The sequence below is a fragment of the Streptomyces sp. NPDC057900 genome (assembly GCF_042887885.1).
GTDB lineage: Bacteria > Actinomycetota > Actinomycetes > Streptomycetales > Streptomycetaceae > Streptomyces.
On record NZ_JBHVOI010000003.1, the window covers coordinates 214,110 to 234,400 of the forward strand.

Sequence of the window (20,291 nt, forward strand, 5' to 3'; positions counted from 1 at the left end):
GGCCATGTCCCTGCGCGAACTGCGGAAGGAGTGCGAGGCCGGACTCGCCGGGCTTCCGCTGCCCGCCCCCTTCACGGTCGAGGGGCTGGTCGCGAACATGGAGGCGGCCGGCGGCCGCAGCATCGTGCTGCACGAGATGCCCGACCGGCTGGCGCGGGTCAACGGCGTGTGCGGGCTGCGGCTCAAGGCCGGTGGGACCAGCTTCGTGCTCTACCGGCGGCGCCCGACCGCGTACCAGACGCAGCACGTCATCCTGCACGAGCTGTGCCACGAGTGGTTCGACCACGGCACCTCGCTGGACGCCGAACAGCTCCAGCGGCTGCTGCCCGTCTTCGACACCTCGCTGATCTCCCGGGTCGTCGGCGCCGACGCGCTGCGGTCCCCGGACGCCGTACAGGCCCGCGCGGCGTACGACACCCACGACGAACGCATGGCCGAATTCGGTGCCTCGCTCATCCCCCGACTAGCCAGGGACGTGACGAGCGATGACATGGTGGGGCGGCTCGCCAACTCGCTCTCCCTCCCGGTGGCCCACCGCCGGCGCGGCCTGTTCCGCCGCACGTAGCACCGGAGCGCCGTCCGTTCCGCAGCCGAACCGTTTCCCCCCACCCCGAGGACTACTGCCGTGACCCCGCTCGACCTCGCCGGCTACCTGATAGCCGGCCTGATGACAGCCGTCGCCCTGTGGCGCATGCCGGCCGCTCTGCGGGGCGACGAGGCGGACAGACGGCGCCGGGCCCTGTGGGGCTGCTACGCGGGATTCGCCGCCGCCCTGTGGACCAAGACCCGGGCCGTGCGCATCGGGCTCAACGACAGCTCCGTCACCGACCTCTCGGTGCTGATCAAGCACTACACCGCCACCATCGCGATCCTGGCCATCCTCAGCTACATCGTCGCCATCTACGGCCAGTACGCCGACGACGGTGACATCCCCCGGCACGTACGGTTCGCCCGGCTGATCCAGCAGGTCGCCACCAAGGCGTCCGTCGCCACGCTGGTGCTGCTGACGGTGCTCTTCTTCACCGTCGTCGACCGTTCCGTCCCCTCCGACCGGTTCGTCGCCGACCACGCCGGACAGTGGGGCGCGACGCTCTACATGAGCGTGTTCTACCTCTACCTCGGCACCGCCTCCGCCGTCTGCGCCTACCAGTGGGCGCTCGCCACCGCGAGCGCCCGGCTGCGGCTGCTGCGGATCGGCCTCGGCATGATGACGTTCGCGATGTTCATCGGGGTCGGCTACACCGTCAGCCGGACGCTGTTCCTCTGGGTGAGCGTGATCGACGATCCGAGCGAGGCCTTCGCGCTGCGCTTCGACGAGATCACCGAGGCCTCGCAGGTGGTGCTGTTCGCGTTCTTCGCGGTGGGCGCCTCCATCCCCGCCCTGGGCAACGTCCGCCGCCGCGCGAAGCTCTGGCGCGCCCAGGTGCGGCTGCACGCGCTCTGGTACGAGCTGATGACGGCCTTCCCAGAGCAGCCCTTCGACCCCCCGGCGTCCCTGGTCCGCGAGCTGACCCGGTTCGGCACCCCGGCGGACCTGCGGATCGACCGCTGGGCGGCGGACATCGCCGACGCGGTGGAGAAGCTGCGCCACTACGCCCCCGCCGGCCTCCTCGCCGCGGCGGGAGCCGCCGCCGGTACCGGTGACGGGACCGGTGACGGGGATCGGACGGGCCCGCTCGCCGAGGCGTACTGGATCAAGGCGGCCCTCGCGGCCCACGCCGCCGGTGTGGCCCCCGGGGACGCGGCGGCCGTCGGCAGCAGGCACGCGACCGACCAGGACGGCGAGGTCGCCTGGCTGGTCCGGGTCGCCGCCGCGTACCGCACGGTCACGGCGGAACAGGCCCGGCGGATCCTGGAGTCCTCCGGAGCGGCGGAGTCGCCCGGGGCGCCGCAGCCGCCCGGAACAGCAGCAGCCAAGGAGCAGACAGCATGAGCACCACCGGCACCACCGACAGCTCGCCGGAGGACGTCCGTACGACTTCCACCGCGCGTACGGTCACCGATGTCTTCCAGCCACGTAATCTCCTGCTCGCCGGGATGCTCGCGACCGGGTTCGCGGCGGCGGGCGAGTGGACGGGACTGCTGTGGGGACTGCTCGGCGCGCTGTGCGCCGGGATCATCCCGGCCGGCTACATCGAGTGGGAGCGCGGGCGCGGCACCTGGGGCGACCGCCATGTCGTCGACCGCACCAAGCGGGCCCCGATCTTCTTCGTCATCCTCGGTTCCATAGGCGTCGGTTCGGCGGTCATGGTGCTCGGCGGCGCCCCCTCCGGAATCCTGACGGCGATGCTCGGGCTCTGGGCGATGACGGTCGTCCTGCTGGCCGTCAACACGGTCTGGAAGATCTCGGTGGACGCCTCGGTCGCCTCCGCCGTCGTCGCCCTGCTCGCCGTGGTGCACTCGCCGTGGTGGCTGTTCGGGTATCTGATGACGGCCGCCGTGTGCTGGTCGCGGGTGGCGCTCGGGTACCACACGGTCGGCCAGGTGACGGCCGGTACCGCGCTGGGCGCGGCCACCTCGTGCGCGTTCCTCTTCGGCTGAGCCGGGCGCCCGCCGGGTGACCGGATGCCGTCCCGCCGAACGGGTCCGGTTCTTACGGCCCTGTGACGTGCCGACCGGGAAACCGCGCCCGCGGGCCGCGGCGCCCTAGCGTGGCCGCCATGCGCGTACTGGTCACCGGCGGAGCCGGGTTCATCGGGTCGGAGATCGTCCGGACCCTCACTTCGGCCGGGCACGAGGCGGTGGTGCTCGACGCCCTGCTCCCCTCCGCTCACGGCGCGGCGGCGGATCTGCCGGACGGCGGCGGGATCATCGTGGCGGACGTGCGCGACCGCGAGGCCGTGGACCGCGCGCTGCGCGGCATCGACGCCGTGTGCCACCAGGCGGCGATGGTCGGCCTGGGCAAGGACTTCGCGGACGCCCCGCTGTACGTCGGCTGCAACGACCTCGGCACCGCCGTACTGCTCGCCGCGGCGGCCGCCGCCGGGGTACGGAACCTGGTGCTCGCCGGATCGATGGTGGTCTACGGCGAGGGCCGTTACGAGTGCCCGCGCCACGGGCAGGTGAGGCCGGGGCCGAGGGCGGAAGCGGATCTGTCCGGGGGCCGGTTCGAGCCGCTCTGCCCCTCCTGCGGTACGGAACTGACCCCGGGTCTCGTCGGCGAGGACGCGCCCGTGGACCCGCGCAACGTGTACGCGACGACCAAGCTCGCCCAGGAACACCTCGCCGCCTCCTGGGCGCGCGCCACGGGCGGCCGGGCGGTGTCGCTGCGCTACCACAACGTGTACGGGCCGGGGATGCCGCGCGACACCCCGTACGCCGGAGTCGCCTCGTTCTTCCGCTCGTCGCTGGCCCGGGGCGAGGCGCCGCAGGTTTTCGAGGACGGCGCCCAGCGGCGGGACTTCGTCCACGTACGGGACGTGGCGGCCGCCAACGCGGTGGCCCTGGAGTCCGTCGCCGGGCTGGGTGCGGGCAGCTTCACCGCGTACAACACCGGGAGCGGGGAGCCGCACACCATCGGCGAGATGGCCTCGGCCCTGGCCACCGCCCACGGCGGTCCGGCGCCGCGGATCACCGGTGAGTACCGGCTCGGGGACGTACGCCATGTCACCGCCGACTCCCGGCGGCTCCGCGACGAGCTGGGCTGGAAGCCCACGGTGGGCTTCGCGGAGGGGATGGCGGAGTTCGCGGCGGCCCCGCAGCGGGACATGGCCGCGAGCCCGGCCCGCTGACCGGGCCCACCGCCACGCGTGGGCTCACGCCACCGGCAGGGTGACCTCGAAGCAGCAGCCGCCGGTGACGTTGCGGACCTCGGCCCGGCCCGCGTGCGCCTCGACGATTCCGCGCACGATGGCGAGCCCGAGGCCCGCACCCGCCGGGGGCGTACGGGCGTGGCTGCCACGCCATCCGGTGTCGAAGACCCTGGCCAGGTCCTCCTCCGGGATGCCGCCGCAGCCGTCGGTCACCGACAGGACCACGCCGCCGCCGGTGCGTTGGGCGGCCACCGCGACGGTGCCGTCGGCGGGGGTGCGGCGGATCGCGTTGATCAGGAGGTTGCCCAGGACCCGGCTCATCTCCTTGCCGTCGACCTCCACCGGCACCGCCTCGATCCGGTCGCCGACCAGCCGTACGCCGTGCTCGCGGGCCAGCGGGTGCGCACCGGCGAGCGCGTCGCCCACCAGGTCGTACACCGAGATCCGGGTGGGGCTGAGGGTGAGCGAACCGGCGTGGATGCGGGAGAGCTCGAAGAGGTCGCCGACCATGTCGTTCATCCGCTCCACCTCGGTGCGTATCTGCCGCAGATAGCGCCGCGAGTCGACGGCCATGCCGTCCTCCAGCGCCTCCGACATGGCCCGCAGCCCGGCCAGCGGGGTGCGCAGGTCGTGCGAGATCCAGGCGACGAGCTCGCGCCGCGAGGTCTCCAGGGCGCGCTCGCGCTCCCGTGAACTGTCGAGCTTGGCGCTGGTGGCGGCCAGTTCCCTGGTGAGGGAGGCGAGTTCGGCGGTGGCCGGGGTCGCGGGGGCCGCGAAGGTGCCGCCGTCCCCGAAGGACCGGGCGGCGAGGGTCAGATCCCGGCTCCGCGCGGCCACCCAGCGGCCGAGCAGGATCGCGGTGGCGAGCGAGACGACGGCGGCCATCGCGACGACGGTGGTGACCACGGAGAGGTCGTGCGGCGACAGGAACATCGCCCAGGCGACGGCCAGCGTCCCGGCGAGCATCGCGGTCACGGCGACGGCGGCGACCACGGTCAGCGAGACGACGAGCGAGCGGTGCCGGAAGAACCGCAGGACGAGCGCGCCGAGCAGCCCGGCCGCGGCGGCGCCCAGGAACGCGAACAGCGCGATGAGGAGGATGTCGGTCACGACGTCTCCCCCGGAACGGCGGGTTCGTCCTCCGGAGCGGTGAGCACGTGCCCCGGACCGGCGGAGCCGTTCTCCGGACCGGCGGGTTCGTCCCCCTGTGGCAGGTCCAGCCGGTAGCCCACGCCCCAGACGGTGCGGATCAGTTCCGGACGGGCCGGGTCCGTCTCGACCTTGCCGCGCAGTCGGCGTACGTGGACCGTCACCGTCGACAGGTCACCGAAGTCCCAGCCCCACACCTCGCTCATCAGCTCCTCCCGGGTGAAGACCCGGCCGGGGTGGCGCAGCAGGAAGGCGAGCAGGTCGAACTCGCGCAGGGTGAGCGCCAGCGCCCCGCCCTGCCGGGTGGCGCTCCTGGCCGCCGGGTCGAGGACCAGGCCCGCGCCCCGGAGCGGCGCGGAGCGCCCGGCGGGTACCGGGGCCGCATGGGCGCGGCGCAGTACGGAGTCGACGCGCAGGACGAGTTCGCGGGGGCTGAACGGCTTGGTGACGTAGTCGTCCGCCCCGGTCTCCAGGCCGAGGATCCGGTCGTCCTCGTCGCCGCGCGCGGTCAGCATGATGACGGGCACCCGCCCGTGCGCCCGCATCCGCCGGCAGACCTCGAAGCCGTCCATGCCGGGCAGCATCAGGTCCAGCACCACCAGATCGGGGCGGCGGCGGGCGAAGCACTCCAGCGCCGCCGGTCCGTCCGCCGCACGGGCCACCTCGTAACCGGCACCGGCCAGGTACCCGGCGACGACCTCGGAGACGGTCGGATCGTCGTCCACGACGAGGACATGGCCGGGGGCGGGGGCGGAGTTGGAGGTGGACACGGGTACGGGGCCGGGGCCGGGGGGCTCGCTCGCGGCTCCCCGGCCCTCGGGCGCCGGACGGGCCGACGGGGCAGGCTGCATGACTCCAGCCTGGCACCCGCTCGACGCGCGCCGGACGCGTGGACACCGCCACACGGTCGATGTCCACGTTTCGTAAGAATCCGTGGCCCGAATTGTCGGATTCCTCTCCGTAGGGTGAGCCGGGTGACCGACTCCTCCGATAACTCCGCCCCCCGCGCCGACATCGTGCTGCCCTGTCTGGACGAGGCCGCCGCCCTGCCCGGGGTGCTCGGTGCGATCCCGCGCGGCTGGCGCGCGATCGTCGTCGACAACGGCTCCACCGACGGCTCGGCCGAACTGGCCCGGTCGCTCGGCGCGACGGTGGTGCACGAACCGCGCCGCGGCTTCGGCTCCGCCTGCCACGCCGGGCTGCTCGCCGCCGAGGCGGAGTACGTCTGCTTCTGCGACTGCGACGGGTCCCTGGACCCGGGGCTGCTCCCCGGATTCGTCCGCCGGATCGCGGACGGCGAGAGCGATCTGCTGCTCGGCCGCCGCCGCCCGGACCGGCTCGGCGCCTGGCCCCTGCACGCCCGTGCGGGAAACCTGGCGCTCTCCCGGCTGCTGCGCAGACGTACCGGGCTCCGGCTGCACGACCTGGGCCCGATGCGGGCGGCGCGCCGGACGGACCTGCTGGCGCTCGGCCTCACCGACCGGCGCAGCGGGTACCCGTTGCAGATGGTGGTGCGGGCGGCGGACGCGGGCCTCCGGGTCGCGGAGACGGACGTCCCGTACCTCTCGCGCACCGGGAAGTCGAAGGTCACCGGCACCTGGCGGGGTACCTGGCACGCGGTGCGCGACATGCGCGCCGTACTGGGCGAGGCCCCGGTCCCGGTGGGGGTGTCCCGATGACCCCGGCCGCGTGTACCGGCGCGGGGACGGGAGCAGAGGGCGGCGCCGGGCCCGCCGGTGCGGTGACCCTGCTGGTCATCGCCAAGGAGCCGCTGCCGGGCCGGGTCAAGACCCGGCTCACGCCGCCCTTCACCCCGCGGGAGGCCGCCCGGCTGGCCGAGGCCTCGCTCGCGGACACCCTCCACACCGTCCTCGCGCTGCCCGCGGCGCGCCGGGTGCTCGTCCTGGACGGGGCGCCAGGACCCTGGCTGCCGCCGGGCATCGAGGTGGTGGGCCAGGGCGCGGGCGGTCTCGACGCCAGGCTCGCCGCCGCGTTCGCGGGCAGCACCGGGCCCACCCTCCTCATCGGCATGGACACCCCGCAGATCACCGCCGCCGATCTGGCGCCCGCGCTCGCCCCCGGTTCCTGGGACGGCTGCGACGCCTGGTTCGGCCCGGCGGAGGACGGCGGCTTCTGGGCGCTGGGGCTGGCGGATCCGGACCCGGAGCTGCTGCGCGGGGTGCCGATGTCCGTACCGGAGACCGGCGCGGTGCAGCGCCGCCGGCTGGTCGACGCCGGACTGACGGTTCGCGATCTGCCCGGGCTGCGGGACGTGGACACGGCGTCCGACGCCGTGGACGTCGCCGGACGGGCACCGCACGGCCGGTTCGCCGCCGTGCTGGCCGAACTGCGCGGGGCGGTGGCCCGATGAGCCGGACGGCCCCCCGTCGCGAGACGGCCCCCCGCCACGAAGCGGCACCCCTCCACGAGACGGTCCCCCGCCACGAAACGGTCCCCCAGCACGAGGCGGTCCGCCCGCCGCGCACCGACGCCACCTCCTGGAGCACCGACCCGTACGCCAACGCCCTGCGCAACGGCCACGGTCCGCTCTTCCTGCGCCGCACGGACGGCTGGCTGCTGCCGCTGGACGTGGAGCGCTGGTGCGCGGGCGCGGACGCCGCGGACCTCTCCGCGCTGCACCGCTGCGAGGGCCCCGTCCTGGACATCGGGTGCGGGCCCGGCCGGCTGGTCGCGGCGCTCGCGGCCCGCGGCCACCGGGCCCTCGGCATCGACGTGAGCGAGGCGGCGGTGGCCCGCACCCTGCGGCTCGGCGGCTCCGCGCTCCACCGCTCGGTCTTCGAACCGCTGCCGGGCGAGGGCCGCTGGGGCACCGTCCTGCTCGTCGACGGCAACATCGGCATCGGCGGCGACCCGCGCAGGCTCCTGCACCGGACGGCGGCCGTTTTGGCACCCGGCGGGCTGCTCATCGCGGAGACCGCGCCGCAGGACATCGACGAGCGGGTCAGGGTCCAGCTGGACGACGGGCGCGCCGGCCGGGACCTGTCGGCGCCCGCCGCGCCCTTCCCGTGGGCCCGGCTCGGCACCCCGGCACTGCTGCGGTACGCCGGACTCCTCGGCTGGCACACGGCCGATCAGTGGGAGGCCGAAGAGCGCACCTTCGTCGCGCTGCGCCGCGGCCGGAACGTCCTGACGACCAGCCACAGCGCCGACAGCACGCAGAGCCCGGCCGTGATCAGCAGCCAGTTCCCCAGGAACACATCGGGGGAGAGCCCGGTCGCCGGTTCGTAGCGCCTCGTGTGCCGGGTGATCAGCGGCCACCACATCAGCAGGAGCAGGCCGGACAGGAGGACGGGCACCCGGACGAAGTTGACCGGGCCGCGGCGCGGACCGAGCGAGCGCGGCAGCAGCCGGTCCGCCGCCGCGTACAGCGGCACCAGCACCAGATCGTGCACGAGGGCCGCGCCGGCGAACCAGACGACGACGCCGAGCGCGTCCCCGGCCAGCAGGCGCACCCCCGCGTATCCCGCCAGCGCGAAGGAGGCGGCCGTCAGAAGGAGGTGCAGCGGCCCCTCCCCGTACCAACGCCGCACGAAGTCAGCGGGGTTCAGCCTGTTCACGACCATCCTCACAGCTCTCCTCACAGCTCTCCGAAGGTCAGCCGGGACACCCATTTGGTGTTGAGTACGCCGGGCGCGGCCGGGACGATGATCCGTGCCGGATATCCGTGGTCGGGCGACAGGTCCTCGCCGTTGACCTGGAGGGCCAGCAGCGAGCGGGGATCGCGCACCTGGTTGTCGCGGAGCGCCGCCCGGCGGAACGGCCCGCTGCGCTGCACGGACTCCACGAGCACCCCCGGCGGGTCGCGCGGGTACCCGGCGAGCTCCGCGAGGTCCCTCAGCCGTACGCCCCGCCACCGCTGGTCCGAAGTGGACCAGCCCTCCACGCAGGCGATCGGAAGCGCCGCGCTGTACTGGTCCATGGCCAGCAGCTGTTCCCGGCTGAACCGGAGGTCGCCGGCCGGACCGCTGACGGTCAGCCACCAGCCCTCCCCCGTCTCGGCCGAGGTGATCCCGACAGCGGCGGCGGTCTTGTTGATCTGGAAGCCGCCGGGGCCCCGGCCGGATTCGGCGGCGCCGTGCGGCGTGAGCGCGGCGAGGCGGCGCAGCGGCCCGTCGAAGCTCCGCCCGGCCGAGGTGATCAGCAGGACCAGCGAACCGGCCCCCACCACCGCCAGCGCCCCGCGCCGGGAGAGCGTCGGCGCGTCCGGAGCCGAGGAGGCCAGCGCGTCCCCCGGCACGTTCCCGCTGAGCGCGCCCGACCTCAGCACCCGTACGGCCTGCGGCGCCCGCAGCCCGGCATGGGCGAGGAACGCGGCGAAGAACACCCACGCCCCGTAGAAGTGCAGCGGGTAGAACGAGCCGGGGAACAGGTACTCCAGCTGGACGTTGAGCAGTCCGGTGACGAACTCGAAGAGCGCCCCGCCGACCAGGAGCAGCAGTGAGAGGCGCTCCAGCGCGTGCCCCGGCGAGCGGGCGGGCGGCAGCGCGAAGAGCTTCGGGACGACCGACCAGAGCTTCGCCAGCAGCACCGGGAAGAGCACGATGCCGACCGTGACGTGGAGCCCCTGCGTCAGCCGGTACAGCCAGTGCGGATCAGTCGGCCAGTCGAACAGGTAGAAGCCGAGCAGCCCCTTGTCCGGGGTCTTGTCGTTGACCGGGTTCAGGTCCGGGTTGTACGCGGCGTACGACAGCAGACCGGTCACGAACAGCAGCGTGATCCCCACGAGCAGCACCAGCCCGAGCACCGCGGTGAACCGGACCCCGCGCACCGGACTGCGCCAGAACCCGGGAGCGGAGGGAGTCCGTTCGAGGAGCCGGGAGGCGCGTCCGGGCAGCGGCGCCGAACGGGAATCGGGAGCGAAATCCGGAGCGGTCTCTGGAGCGGGATCGGGAGCGGTCTCTGGAGCGGTCTCTGGAGCGGGATCGGGAGCGGTCTCTGGAGCGGGATCGGGAAGTCTGAAGCGTCGGAGCCGACGTCGGTCGCCCATGGCCCCGACGCTATGCCCGGGGTGCCGGGGCGTGGCCCGTACGACTCCTGACGAAACGCTGACGTCGTCCGGCCGAGTGCGGGAATCTGACGGTTCGGTGACGCGCCCCGTCAGCGGCCGCCCGCGCCGCCCCGGCGTGCATACCGTGCCTGGGTGAAGACCGAGGAACGTACGGAACAGCGCACCGAACCGGAGAGTGGCCGCCGCGGCGGCGGCCGCGCCGACCTGGCCGCCGCGGGCGGGGCCGTGCTGCTGGTCGCCGCCGCCGTGCTCGTCGGCCGGAACATCGCGGACTACGCCCGCGTCCTGTACGTCCACTGGCCGCCGCTGCTCGCGTCCTGGTACCCGCACATCGGCCCCGGCACGGCGGCCGCGCCCGCCGTCGCCGTGGCCGTCGTGGCGTACGGTCCCGGCCTCGCCGCACGGCTGCGCTGGCGGACCCTGCTGGCGGTCTGCTGGGGCGCCTCGCTCGCCTGGGTGTTCTCGCTGGCGCTGATCGACGGCTGGGGACGCGGCATCGCGGAACGCCTCACCACCAAGCACGAGTACCTCAGGGTCATCGGCCGGTTCGACGACATCGGCGCCGCCCTGCGCGGCTTCAACGACCACATCCTGATCGGCCCGCCGGGCAACTGGCCCGCGCATGTCGCCGGACACCCGCCGGGCGCCACCCTCACCTTCGTCCTGCTGGACCGGGTGGGGCTGGGCGGCGGAGCCTGGGCCGGGGTCTGGTGCATCGTCACCGGCACCACCGCCGCCGTCGCCGCGCTGGTCGCCGTCCGGGTCCTGACCGACGAGCGCACCGCCCGCCGCGCCGCGCCCTTCCTCGTCCTGGCACCGGTCGCGGTCTGGGCGGGCACCTCCGCGGACGGCTACTTCGCCGCCGTCGCCGCCTGGTCCGTCGCCCTGCTGGCCCTGGCCGCGACCGGAAAGGTCCGCAGCCCAGCGGCCGCCGCGCTCGGATCGGGGCTGCTGTACGGACTGACCTGCTACCTCAGTTACGGGCTGGCGCTCATCGCGCTGCCGCTGCTCACCGTGCTCCTGCTCGCCCGGACCGCCCGGCCCGTTCCGCTCCTCGTCCTGGGGGCGCTGGTCGTACCGGCCGCCTTCACGCTGGCGGGCTTCAACTGGTGGGAGGGGTACCACCTGCTGGTCGAGCGCTACTACCAGGCGGCGGGCGGGTTCCGCCCGTACTGGTACTGGGTCTGGGCCAACCTCGCCTGCACCGCGATCGCCATCGGGCCGGCGACGGTCGCGGGCCTGCGCCGGACCGCGACGGCCGTGCCCGGGGCCCTGAACGCGCTGCGGACGGGGGCCCCGGCCGAGCCCCAGCGGCGGCTGGTCCTCCTCGTGCTCGCGGCGTTCCTCATGCTGCTGGCCGCCGACCTGTCCGGGATGAGCAAGGCGGAGACCGAGCGGATCTGGCAGCCCTTCATGCTCTGGCTGCTGCCCGCCGCCGCGCTGCTGCCCGACCGGGGCCGCCGCGGCTGGCTCGCGGCCCAGGCGGCCGTCGCCCTGCTCGTCAACCACCTGCTCTGGACGGGGTGGTGAACGGGCGAACGGGAAACAGGGGAGCTGCGGTGGTGAACAGGGGGAACGGCCGGTGGTGAAGGGGGCGCTCGGTCGTTGAACCGCCGACCGCCGGGTATGGCTTGTCCCGTGCCGACATTCGAGATCACCACAGCAAGCGCGGACGACATCAGGATGATGGCGGACTGGGCCCATGCCGAGGGGTGGAACCCGGGCCTGACCGACGGTCAGGCCTTCTTCGCCGCCGACCCCTGCGGCTTCCTGATCGGCAGGCTCGACGGTGCGCCCGTCTCCTGCGTCTCCGTGATCCGCTACGGCAGCGACCACGGCTTCCTGGGCTTCTACCTCACCCGCCCCGAGCTGCGCGGCCAGGGCTACGGCAGCCGCCTCTGGGCCACCGGGACGGCCAGGCTGGACGGACGGAACACCGGCCTCGACGGCGTGGTGGAGCAGCAGGCGAACTACCGCAAGTCCGGCTTCCGCTCCGTCTGGACGAACATGCGGTACGAGGGGCTGGCCCCGGTCGACATCGCGCCGCCACCCGGCGTCACCCTGGCCGACGCCCGCACCCTGCCCTTCGGCCAGGTGACCGCGTACGACCGCCGGTTCTTCCCGGCGGAGCGCGACGGCTTCCTGGCCGCCTGGACCACCGCCCCGGGCCGCACCGCGCTGGTCGCGCTGTGCGAGGGAGAGGTGCGGGGGCTCGCGGTGATGCGCGCCTGCCGTACGTCCTCCCGCATCGGCCCGGTGTACGCGGCCACGCCGGATACGGCCGCCGCCCTGGTGAGCGCGCTGGCGGCGACCGATCCGTCCGCCCCGGTCGCCGTGGACGTGCCCGACGCCAACCCTGCGGCGGTACGGCTCGCGGAACAGCTCGGGCTGACCCCGTCGTTCGAGACGGCCCGCATGTACACCGGCCCGGCGCCCGAGGTCGACCACTCCGGTCTCTTCGGCATCACCAGCCTCGAACTGGGCTGACCCGCTGCACGGACAGGCGTGGATCCGCGCTCTCCCCAGCCCGGGCACGGCTCCGCTCCCCCGCCCGGGGGCGGCTCCAGGACCCGCCCCCGGAGCAGCTCGTACTCCTCGCGCGGCCGGCCGGTCTCCGGTGGCCGGGGACCACGGTGCCGCCGCCCCGGTCAGCCCCCGTCCGCCCAGCCCCCGTCCCCGTCGCCGGGGGCGTAACGGGCCCGCGACGCCATGACCGCGATGTCGTCCTCCGCGCCCGGACCGAAGCGGTCGAGCACCTCGTCCAGCAGCTCCTCCAGATCGCCGCTCGCGGGCAGCCGCAGATCCCGGAGCCGTCCGACGGACACGTCGATGTCCTCACCGCGCCGCTCCACCAGGCCGTCGGTGTACATGAACAGCACCGTCCCGGGACCACAGTCCACCACCGCGGTGCGGTAGCCGCCGTACCCGGTGCCGAGCGGCGGTCCCGCAGCGACCTCGGCCAGCCGGGTGCCCGCCGGTCCCGGGTCGATGAGGACCGGTGGCAGATGGCCCGCGCTCGACACCTCGCACACGCCGCCCGTCCGGTCGACGACCGCGAGCAGACAGGTCGCCGCCCGGTCGAGACCGGACCGCTCCACCATCCGGTCGAGCTGCTCCAGGATGCGGTGCGGCGGCAGCTCGTCGTCCGCGAGCAGCCGCAGCAGCGAGCGGTAGTGGCTCATCGCGACGGCCGCCTCCACGCCGTGGCCCATCACGTCGCCCATCGCCTTGAGGTGACGGCCGTCGCGCAGCGGGATGATGTCGAACCAGTCGCCGCCGACCAGCACGGTCCGGTCGGCTGGCAGATAGCGGGTGGCGACCTCGATGTGCGGATGCGGCTGGCGCGGTTCGGAGAGCAGGGAGCGCTGGAGCTCCAGAGCGATGGTGTGCTCGTTGGTGAACCGGCGCGCGTGGTCCAGGTCGACCGCCGCCCGTCCGGCGAGTTCCCGGGCCACCACCACGTCCTGCTCCGTGAAGGGCGGCGAGTCCCCCGCCCTGACCAGGCCGAGGACGCCGATGGGCCCACTGCGCACGGAGACCGGCACGATGACCGCCGAGTGCATCCCGAGGGCGCGGTAGACGGCGACCCGTTCCGGGGTGGGGGCGGAGCGGCCCAGCCGCTCGTCGTCGGTGAGGTTCTCGACGACCGGCTGGTTGGTGGCCAGGCAGCGCGTCACGGCCGCGTCCTCCTGGTAGTCGACGTAGTCCCCGGCCACCCCGAACCGCGCGACCCGGTCGCGCAGCTCGGGCACCGCCGTCATCGCCGCCCGCCGCAGCCGGGTCACGCCGGGCGGCGCGGGGCGCACCGGCGGGGCGACGTCCCTCGGGAACACCTCGACCGTGGCGAGGTCCGCGAGCCCCGGTACGAGCAGGTCGACCAGCTCGGCGCAGGTCGTGTCCATGTCGAGCGTGGTGCCGATGCGGGTGTTCGCGGTGTCCAGGAGACGCAGATGGCGCCGGGCCTGGGCCAGCTGCCGCCGCTCCTCGTCGGAGGCCATGACCTCCATCAGGATGCCCGCGACGCCCACCACCCGGCCGTCCACCTCCAGCCGGTGGTACGCGCCGTGCCAGTAGCGCCGGGCGCCGCCCGGTCCGGCGGGGGTCCGGCCGCTGGAGGTGATCTCGCGGGACCGCCCGTCGGAGAGCACCGCCAGCATCAGGTCCTCCCTGGCGTCGACCTCGGGGAGCACCTCGGCGACCGTACGGCCCAGGTGCTCGGCGGCCGGGATGCCGTTGAGCCGTTCGAGGGCCGGGTTCACGTAGAGGTAGCGCAGCTCGGTGTCGAGGACCCCCACCCCGGCCGTGGTTCCACCGATCAGGGCCGCGAGCGCCATGGTGTCGAGCGGCGGCGGACTGCCGGCGTAATCATCGGCCTGCAAGGCAACCTCCTGGGACAGGGCGCGGGCCGCCCGACTGCCCGGCCCTTCATCGTCGGCCGCCCGCTCCTGCCCCGCATCCGCAGACGGCCGATCAGCGCGAGGTACCGGAGCGCGCGGGCCGGCCCGCCGCGCCGGGGAGCACCCGGTCCAGCTCCACCGTCCCGTCCTCCGCCGATGAGCCCGGCGGCAGCAGCAGGGCGCGCGCGACCGGCTCCGGAAGCGGGGCCCGGTCCAGCAGCCCGGTGACCAGGGCGGTGGTCAGCCGGTGCCAGACGGGGGCCCGGCGAAGCATCGGGTGGTCGCTGCCGGGCACGGTGACCAGACAGCTGCGGGCCCCGGCCCGGCGGGCCCGCGCGGTGAGCGTGCGGGAGGCCGCCGCACTGGTGACCCGGTCCCGGGGACTGTGCACGAGGACGACGTCGCGCCCGGCGAGCTGCTCGACCGGGTCGCCGTCCGGGCACCACGGGGCGAGCCCGACCACCCCCCGTACCAGCGGATGCCCGGCGGCGTGCAGCGCGGCGCGGCCGCCCATCGAGTGCCCCACCAGCACCACCGGAATGTCCCCCGCCGCACGCCGCAGCTCGTCCAGGGCGCGCACGGCATCGTGCAGCGGATCGGCCCGCGAGCCGTTCCAGCCCCGGTGCCCGTACCGGACGGCGCTCACCAGGACGTCCCCCGGCAGCGCCCGCCGCAGCGCGTGCGCGAAGGGGCGCATCCGCAGCGCGGGCAGGTTGAACGGTCCGGGCGGCGGCGCCCCGAGACCGTCCTCCCGTCCGCCGTGCAGCAGGAGTACGGCCGCCGCCGGCAGTTGTCGTCGTGTCATGCGTACCTCCGGTGCGGATGGGTGGAGCAGTAACGAGCATGCTGTACGAGCGGGGGCGGCACCGTCGCAACGAAGAACAAGCGGCGCGAAACAACGCACGGAACACCAACGCACGGAACACCAACGCACGGAACAACGGCCCGGAACAACAACCCGGAACCGCAACCGGGAACCGCAACCCGGAACAACAACAAGCGACAGAGGACACACACCATGGGCTCGACACCACAACTCGGCAGTACCGTGCCGGACTTCACCCTCCCGGGAGGCGCACTGGACGGCGATACGTTCGAACGCCGCGACTACACGCTCTCCGCCGCCCGGGGCCGGGCCGTGGTCCTCGCCTTCTACCCCGGCGACAACACGGCGGTGTGCACCAAGCAGCTGTGCTCGTACTCCTCCGGCATGGAGACCTTCGAGGGGCTCGACGCGCAGGTCTGGGGGATCAGTCCACAGGATGTGGACAGCCACGAGTCCTTCGCCCGCGCCCACAGTCTGCGGATGCCGTTGCTGGCGGACACCGGCCGTGAGCTCGCCCGGACCTTCGGGGTGGCGGCACCCGGCATCGGCGTACGCCGGGCGGTTTTCCTGATCGACGCGGAGGGTGTGCTGCGCTGGAAGCACGTAGCGCTGCTCGGTGCCACGTTCCAGTCACTGGACACCCTGGCGGGCCACCTGTCCGGCATTCAGACCCCGTAGAAGACTGCCGGAACCCGGCAGTGTCGCCCGTCCGGTATGTATGGGACCATCCAGCCAGTTCGACGGAAATGTTCGGGGGATTCCGCGGATTCCGCAGACCTGGGAGGGGTGATCACGTGACCTTGTTTCTCGGTCTCGGCATTGCGGGAGTCGTGCTGCTCGCACTGTCCCTGATCTTCGACGGAATCCTCGAAGGCCTCTTCGGGGGTGTGCTGGACGGCCTCTTCGACGGGCTGCTCTCCCTTCCGGTGATCGCCGGCTTCGTCTCGATGCTCGGTTTCGGCGGCGCCATCGTGCTCGGCACGACCGGCGTCGGCACGTTCGCCGCCGTGGGGGCCGGTGTGGTGGCCGGTCTGGTCGCCGCCTGGCTCACCTGGAAGTTCAGCCAGGCACTGATGCGGGACCAGACCAACGCCACACCGCGCGACGAGGATCTCGTCGGTTCGGCCGGGTCCGTGGTCACGGCCATTCCGGCCAACGGCTACGGCGAGGTGCTGCTGCGGCTGGGAGGGCACGTCGTGAAGCTGTCGGCGAAGAGCCCGGTGCCGGTCGAACGCGGCACCGAGATCTGGGTCGAGGCCACGCTCTCGACCACCTCTGTCTCGGTCCGCCCCGTCGAACGCTGAGCCGGCAAGCCGGCCGGCCCATCACCACTCGCAACAGAACTGCCGTCCCCGTCGGGAGGCAGAGGGGGACACCCTTATGAGTCCAGTACTGATCGCCATCGTCGGAGTCGTCGTACTCCTCGTCCTGCTGGCCCTCGTGGTCATCACCCGTTACAAGGTCGCCGGGCCCAGTGAGGCGTTCATCATCACCGGCCGGCGCGGCAAGAAGTCCGTCGACCCGGTGACCGGGCGGGCCAGCATCGACAACAGCGGCCAGAAGGTCGTCGTCGGCGGCGGCGTCTTCGTCGTCCCGTTCGTCCAGCAGAAGTTCACCCTGGACCTCTCCAGCCGGCACATCCCCGTGGCCGTGCGCGGGGCGGTCACGCTGCGCGGTGTGAAGTCCAACCTGGAGGGCGTCGCCATCGTCAAGGTCGGCGGCAGCGAGGACGCGATCCGGGCCGCCGCCCAGCGCTTCCTGCAGCAGCAGAACGGCATCGTCGGCTTCACCCAGGAAGTGCTCTCCGGCGCGCTGCGCGCCATCGTCGGCCGGATGTCGGTCGAGGACATCATCCGCGACCGGGCCGCGTTCGCCGGCCAGGTGGCGGAGGAGGCCGAGGCCAGCCTGTCCGGCCAGGGCCTGATCCTGGACGCCTTCCAGATCCAGGACATCACCACGGAGGGCTCCTACCTGGAGGACCTCGGCCGCCCGGAGGCCGCCCGCGCCAAGCAGGAGGCCGACATCGCGGAGGCGATCGCCCGCCGCGCCTCGGAGCAGGCCCGGCTGAAGGCCGCCGAGGAAATCGCCATCGCCGAGCGGACGTACTACCTCAAGCAGGCCGAGATCAAGGTCGAGACGGAGGCCGCCGCCGCGAAGGCCAACGCCGCCGGTCCCCTCGCAGAGGCCGCCCGCCGCCAGGAGATCCTCCAGGAGCAGGAGAAGGTCGCCGAGCGCCAGGCCGCCCTGACCGACCGCGAGCTCGACACCAAGGTCCGCAAGCCCGCCGACGCCGCCCGCTACCAGGCCGAGCAGGAGGCGGAGGCCCGCCGCATCGCCCAGGTCAAGGAGGCCGAAGCGGACGCGGAGCGCTCCCGCCTGACCGGTGAGGGCGAGAAGCTCCACCGCTCGGCCCTCGCCGACGCCGTACGCATCGAGGGCGAGGCCCAGGGTGCCGCCATCGCCGCACGGGGTTCGGCCGAGGCGGAGGCCATGCAGAAGAAGGCGGACGCCTTCGCCCAGTACGGCGACGCGGCCGTCCTCCAGATGCTCGTCGAGGTCCTCCCGCAGGTCGTCGCCAAGGCGGCCGAGCCGATGAGCGCCATCGACAAGATGACCGTGATCTCGACGGACGGCGCGAGCCAGCTCTCCCGCACCGTCACGGACAACGTCGCCCAGGGCATGGAGCTCCTCAGCTCCACCACGGGCGTCGACCTCGCCGCCCTCCTGCAGAACCTCAGGGGCGCCACCCCGAAGCCCGACGTCCCGGCCCAGCCGGAACCGTCCACCCCGAAGAACGGCAAGATCGAGGTCACGGACTGACCCCGACCGCCGATACCCGATACCCGATACCCGATAGCAACACCCGCGTGTGCCCGGCCGGTTCCCCCCAACCGTCCGGGCACGCGTGCGTCTGGGGGGCGGTCGGGGGCTCTGCCCGTACGGGGCACGGCGCGGAACGGCACTGCGTGCGTGCGCGGGGAGCGCCAACCTACTCACGTGAGTAGGTTGGCGCTTCGGGTTCATCCCCACGTTCGCGGGGAGCAGGTCCAGCCCATGTCCGGGGGCTCGATGGGGTCGGGTTCATCCCCGCACACGCGGGGAGCAGCGGGGCCGAGGCGGAGCGCCTGGAGCAGCTCCGGGTTCATCCCCGCACGCGCGGGGAGCAGGCATCCACGTCATGCGGCTGCCGTCATCTCCGGGGTTCATCCCCGCACGCGCGGGGAGCAGACTCCGTGACCTGCGGGTTTATCCGACGGACTGACCAGATTGGAGCAGCTTCAGCAACTCGGACATTTCGCTCCTCTCGCCATCCTCCGCGACGCCACCGGTTCGGCCGTTGAAGCCTGACTCGCCCACCTCCACCGCAGCGAGAGAGCCCCACCCACCTCCAAGCCCATCCCCCTCCGTCAGCCCGGCCAGCAAGGGAACGCCCCCCTCCCACGCGAAGGCCCCCACCTGAGGCAAACGAGCCGCAACTCAGGCCTTCATCGCGGCTACCAGGCGAATCCGATCACTCATTCCCCGAACCACGCGGGAATCCCGATGCCTGGCGAGGCTCTTTCGCATCCTCTCGAAGTGCTCATCACCACGGGCCGTAGAAAGCGCCATGTAGTCATCGAGGAAAATCTCCCACGAGGCACACGACTCCTCGATATGCCCGTACTCGAACTGCCGCTGGGCCAAAACAGCATTCGCGTGCAGACGCCCCTGCCTCTCCTGAAGCGGCATGGCCTTGATCGACTGCTTCATGGCCTTGATGGAATCACCTAATTCCCGGTTCTCATAGTGAACGTGAGACACATGAAAGAGGTAGGCAGCCTGATCATATCCGCCGATCGATTCGCGACGAGAGTCCGCCCTCGACAGCGCCGACTCGGTTTCTCGGAGACGTATGCTGGCAGCGCGCCTGTCCCCCACCATTGCCGACGCATGAGCCTGCTGCCCCCGAAGGAACGCGACCAACCTGGGGCCGGCCTGCGGAGCCGCCTCAGCCGCAGAATCGGCCAGCTGCAGGGCTTTACGCCCATGGCGCAGATTTGTCGCTTGCAGGCTCATCCCCCGAAGCGTCCGGCAGTACGTGACCTGGTCACGGGACTCCGCCGCAAGCTTGAGCGCCTCAAGGTAGTACTTCTGACCGAGCCCATGAGCGCGCTCATACATGGCCATCCAGCCGGTCAAATAAGTGAGATCGGAAGCTGCGGACAGCATTTCATCATGCACCTTCGCGGTACCACCGGCCTTGAGGTACGGAGCCACCGTATTGACGAGGAATGCCGCTGCCATGGGCCGCGCATGGCCACCACCCAGTTCATCAAGGATGTCTGCGATTCTCTCCGTCATCCTGCGAACTGTCTCGACCTCGCCATAACCGATCCGCCCGGTGGGCTTCGTGATCCGCTCCGCGTCGTCAGCATGGGCTACATCGGCGAACAACGGCACGGAGAGCGCCGCCGAGTAGACACCGGCAGCAAGAACTCGGCGCCGTGATGGATCCATGTCCGCTTTCCCGAGCTGCAGTAGGGAATCCACCCGATCATCCGGCGCATCGCCAACTTCCGGCTTCAGCCGATTCAGCCCGGCTTCTTCGTACAGAACAGGCCGCCCGAGCTTCCGCTCGAATGCCTCGATGATCAGTGGCCTGACTCGCTCGGTCGGCTGCGTGCCCCTGATCCAGTGCGCCACCGTGGACTGGCTGTACGTGAGCCGCATCCCGGCCTCGGTGCCAAGTCGGTTCACGGCCTGCGCAAGTTGCGTCTCGGACCATTGCGCCTGTCCAAGGAGATCTTTCAGCCCGGCGTTGCGCTGCTTCTCGGACGCTGTCGCCACATCAACTCCCGCTGAATTCATGGGATTCATGCTTTGCCCTCCCCTCCAAGGTACCCGCACCGCCACTCTGCGCGGTTAGCTCTTCACGCACCGCCGCCAAGCGGCCCGGAGGGAGGTACGTGGTGACCACCGTGAAGGCCGAACACGGCGCTCCAGCACCTTAGATCGACCGTGCGTCACCGTGGCATCCATTCACGGCGCCTTGCCCCACACGCTGCCGCTGCCGCTGGCCGCCACACCTCAGGAGGAAACCAACGCGACCGCCAACAGGCCAGGACACACCTCACCCTCCCGACGGGAGAGCGGTCGGA

At 72.7% G+C, this 20,291-nt stretch carries 18 protein-coding genes; 12 read left to right on the forward strand and 6 right to left on the reverse strand.

The genetic code is table 11. The features are described 5' to 3' along the window. Nucleotides 1-4 precede the first annotated feature (4 nt). The 4 genes from ACFVQ0_RS15260 to ACFVQ0_RS15275 all read left to right on the forward strand — a co-directional run bounded on the left by ACFVQ0_RS15260 (nt 5) and on the right by ACFVQ0_RS15275 (nt 3,731). The gene (locus tag ACFVQ0_RS15260; protein WP_390088136.1) at nt 5-565 is read left to right on the forward strand and encodes a toxin; all 561 of its coding nucleotides are present in this window, start codon (nt 5-7) and stop codon (nt 563-565) included. Between the two features lie 60 nt (nt 566-625). After that, nucleotides 626-1,933, forward strand: coding sequence for an MAB_1171c family putative transporter (locus ACFVQ0_RS15265; protein ID WP_390088138.1), 1,308 nt, complete (start codon nt 626-628; stop codon nt 1,931-1,933). Further along, nucleotides 1,930-2,541 (forward strand): hypothetical protein, encoded by a 612-nt coding sequence (locus ACFVQ0_RS15270; RefSeq protein WP_390088140.1) that lies wholly within the window; start codon nt 1,930-1,932, stop codon nt 2,539-2,541. The genes ACFVQ0_RS15265 and ACFVQ0_RS15270 overlap by 4 nt, the downstream gene beginning before the upstream one ends. Nucleotides 2,542-2,660: 119 nt before the next feature. Then, on the forward strand, nt 2,661-3,731 hold the full coding sequence (locus tag ACFVQ0_RS15275) for an NAD-dependent epimerase/dehydratase family protein (RefSeq protein WP_390088142.1): 1,071 nt from the start codon (nt 2,661-2,663) through the stop codon (nt 3,729-3,731). Between the two features lie 24 nt (nt 3,732-3,755). On the opposite strand, the gene ACFVQ0_RS15280 is transcribed toward ACFVQ0_RS15275, so the two are convergent. Further along, a complete protein-coding gene (locus ACFVQ0_RS15280) occupies nt 3,756-4,862 on the reverse strand; it encodes a sensor histidine kinase (protein ID WP_371777452.1) in 1,107 nt (368 codons plus the stop codon). Further along, nucleotides 4,859-5,752 (reverse strand): response regulator transcription factor, encoded by an 894-nt coding sequence (locus ACFVQ0_RS15285; RefSeq protein ID WP_390088144.1) that lies wholly within the window; start codon nt 5,750-5,752, stop codon nt 4,859-4,861. The genes ACFVQ0_RS15280 and ACFVQ0_RS15285 overlap by 4 nt, the downstream gene beginning before the upstream one ends. A 114-nt stretch (nt 5,753-5,866) precedes the next feature. Here ACFVQ0_RS15285 and ACFVQ0_RS15290 point away from each other — a divergent pair, with 114 nt between their 5' ends. From ACFVQ0_RS15290 to ACFVQ0_RS15300, 3 genes are read left to right on the forward strand one after another with little or no spacing between them, the layout of a single operon-like run. Further along, nucleotides 5,867-6,580, forward strand: coding sequence for a glycosyltransferase family 2 protein (locus ACFVQ0_RS15290; RefSeq protein WP_390088146.1), 714 nt, complete (start codon nt 5,867-5,869; stop codon nt 6,578-6,580). Continuing rightward, nucleotides 6,577-7,272: a DUF2064 domain-containing protein gene (locus ACFVQ0_RS15295; protein WP_390088148.1), complete on the forward strand. Its 696-nt coding sequence runs from the start codon at nt 6,577-6,579 to the stop codon at nt 7,270-7,272. Before ACFVQ0_RS15290 ends, ACFVQ0_RS15295 begins: the two co-directional genes overlap by 4 nt. Next, a complete protein-coding gene (locus tag ACFVQ0_RS15300; RefSeq protein WP_390088150.1) occupies nt 7,269-8,150 on the forward strand; it encodes a class I SAM-dependent methyltransferase in 882 nt (293 codons plus the stop codon). The genes ACFVQ0_RS15295 and ACFVQ0_RS15300 overlap by 4 nt, the downstream gene beginning before the upstream one ends. Before the next feature lie 349 nt (nt 8,151-8,499). On the opposite strand, the gene ACFVQ0_RS15305 is transcribed toward ACFVQ0_RS15300, so the two are convergent. Beyond that, on the reverse strand, nt 8,500-9,756 hold the full coding sequence (locus ACFVQ0_RS15305) for a molybdopterin-dependent oxidoreductase (RefSeq protein WP_390088852.1): 1,257 nt from the start codon (nt 9,754-9,756) through the stop codon (nt 8,500-8,502). Between the two features lie 306 nt (nt 9,757-10,062). On the opposite strand from ACFVQ0_RS15305, the gene ACFVQ0_RS15310 reads away from it, so the two are divergent. Together ACFVQ0_RS15310 and ACFVQ0_RS15315 are read left to right on the forward strand one after the other, a co-directional pair. After that, nucleotides 10,063-11,460: a hypothetical protein gene (locus ACFVQ0_RS15310; protein WP_390088151.1), complete on the forward strand. Its 1,398-nt coding sequence runs from the start codon at nt 10,063-10,065 to the stop codon at nt 11,458-11,460. A 108-nt stretch (nt 11,461-11,568) separates the two neighbouring features. Continuing rightward, a complete protein-coding gene (locus tag ACFVQ0_RS15315; protein WP_390088153.1) occupies nt 11,569-12,417 on the forward strand; it encodes a GNAT family N-acetyltransferase in 849 nt (282 codons plus the stop codon). Between the two features lie 161 nt (nt 12,418-12,578). On the opposite strand, the gene ACFVQ0_RS15320 is transcribed toward ACFVQ0_RS15315, so the two are convergent. Next, complete coding sequence (locus ACFVQ0_RS15320; RefSeq protein ID WP_390088853.1) at nt 12,579-14,264, reverse strand: SpoIIE family protein phosphatase; 1,686 nt, start codon at nt 14,262-14,264, stop codon at nt 12,579-12,581. Between the two features lie 136 nt (nt 14,265-14,400). Then, on the reverse strand, nt 14,401-15,132 hold the full coding sequence (locus tag ACFVQ0_RS15325) for an alpha/beta hydrolase (RefSeq protein ID WP_390088155.1): 732 nt from the start codon (nt 15,130-15,132) through the stop codon (nt 14,401-14,403). Between the two features lie 213 nt (nt 15,133-15,345). Between ACFVQ0_RS15325 and ACFVQ0_RS15330 the strand changes: the two genes are divergently transcribed. From ACFVQ0_RS15330 to ACFVQ0_RS15340, 3 genes are all read left to right on the forward strand, one after another. Beyond that, complete coding sequence (locus tag ACFVQ0_RS15330; protein WP_390088156.1) at nt 15,346-15,831, forward strand: peroxiredoxin; 486 nt, start codon at nt 15,346-15,348, stop codon at nt 15,829-15,831. Nucleotides 15,832-15,947: 116 nt separating this feature from the next. After that, nucleotides 15,948-16,457 (forward strand): hypothetical protein, encoded by a 510-nt coding sequence (locus ACFVQ0_RS15335; protein WP_327337806.1) that lies wholly within the window; start codon nt 15,948-15,950, stop codon nt 16,455-16,457. Nucleotides 16,458-16,533: 76 nt separating this feature from the next. Beyond that, nucleotides 16,534-17,973 (forward strand): flotillin family protein, encoded by a 1,440-nt coding sequence (locus ACFVQ0_RS15340; RefSeq protein WP_390088158.1) that lies wholly within the window; start codon nt 16,534-16,536, stop codon nt 17,971-17,973. 657 nt (nt 17,974-18,630) lie between these two features. Here ACFVQ0_RS15340 and ACFVQ0_RS15345 read toward each other — a convergent pair. Beyond that, the gene (locus ACFVQ0_RS15345; protein ID WP_390088855.1) at nt 18,631-20,001 is read right to left on the reverse strand and encodes a hypothetical protein; all 1,371 of its coding nucleotides are present in this window, start codon (nt 19,999-20,001) and stop codon (nt 18,631-18,633) included. Between the last annotated feature and the right edge of the window lie 290 nt (nt 20,002-20,291).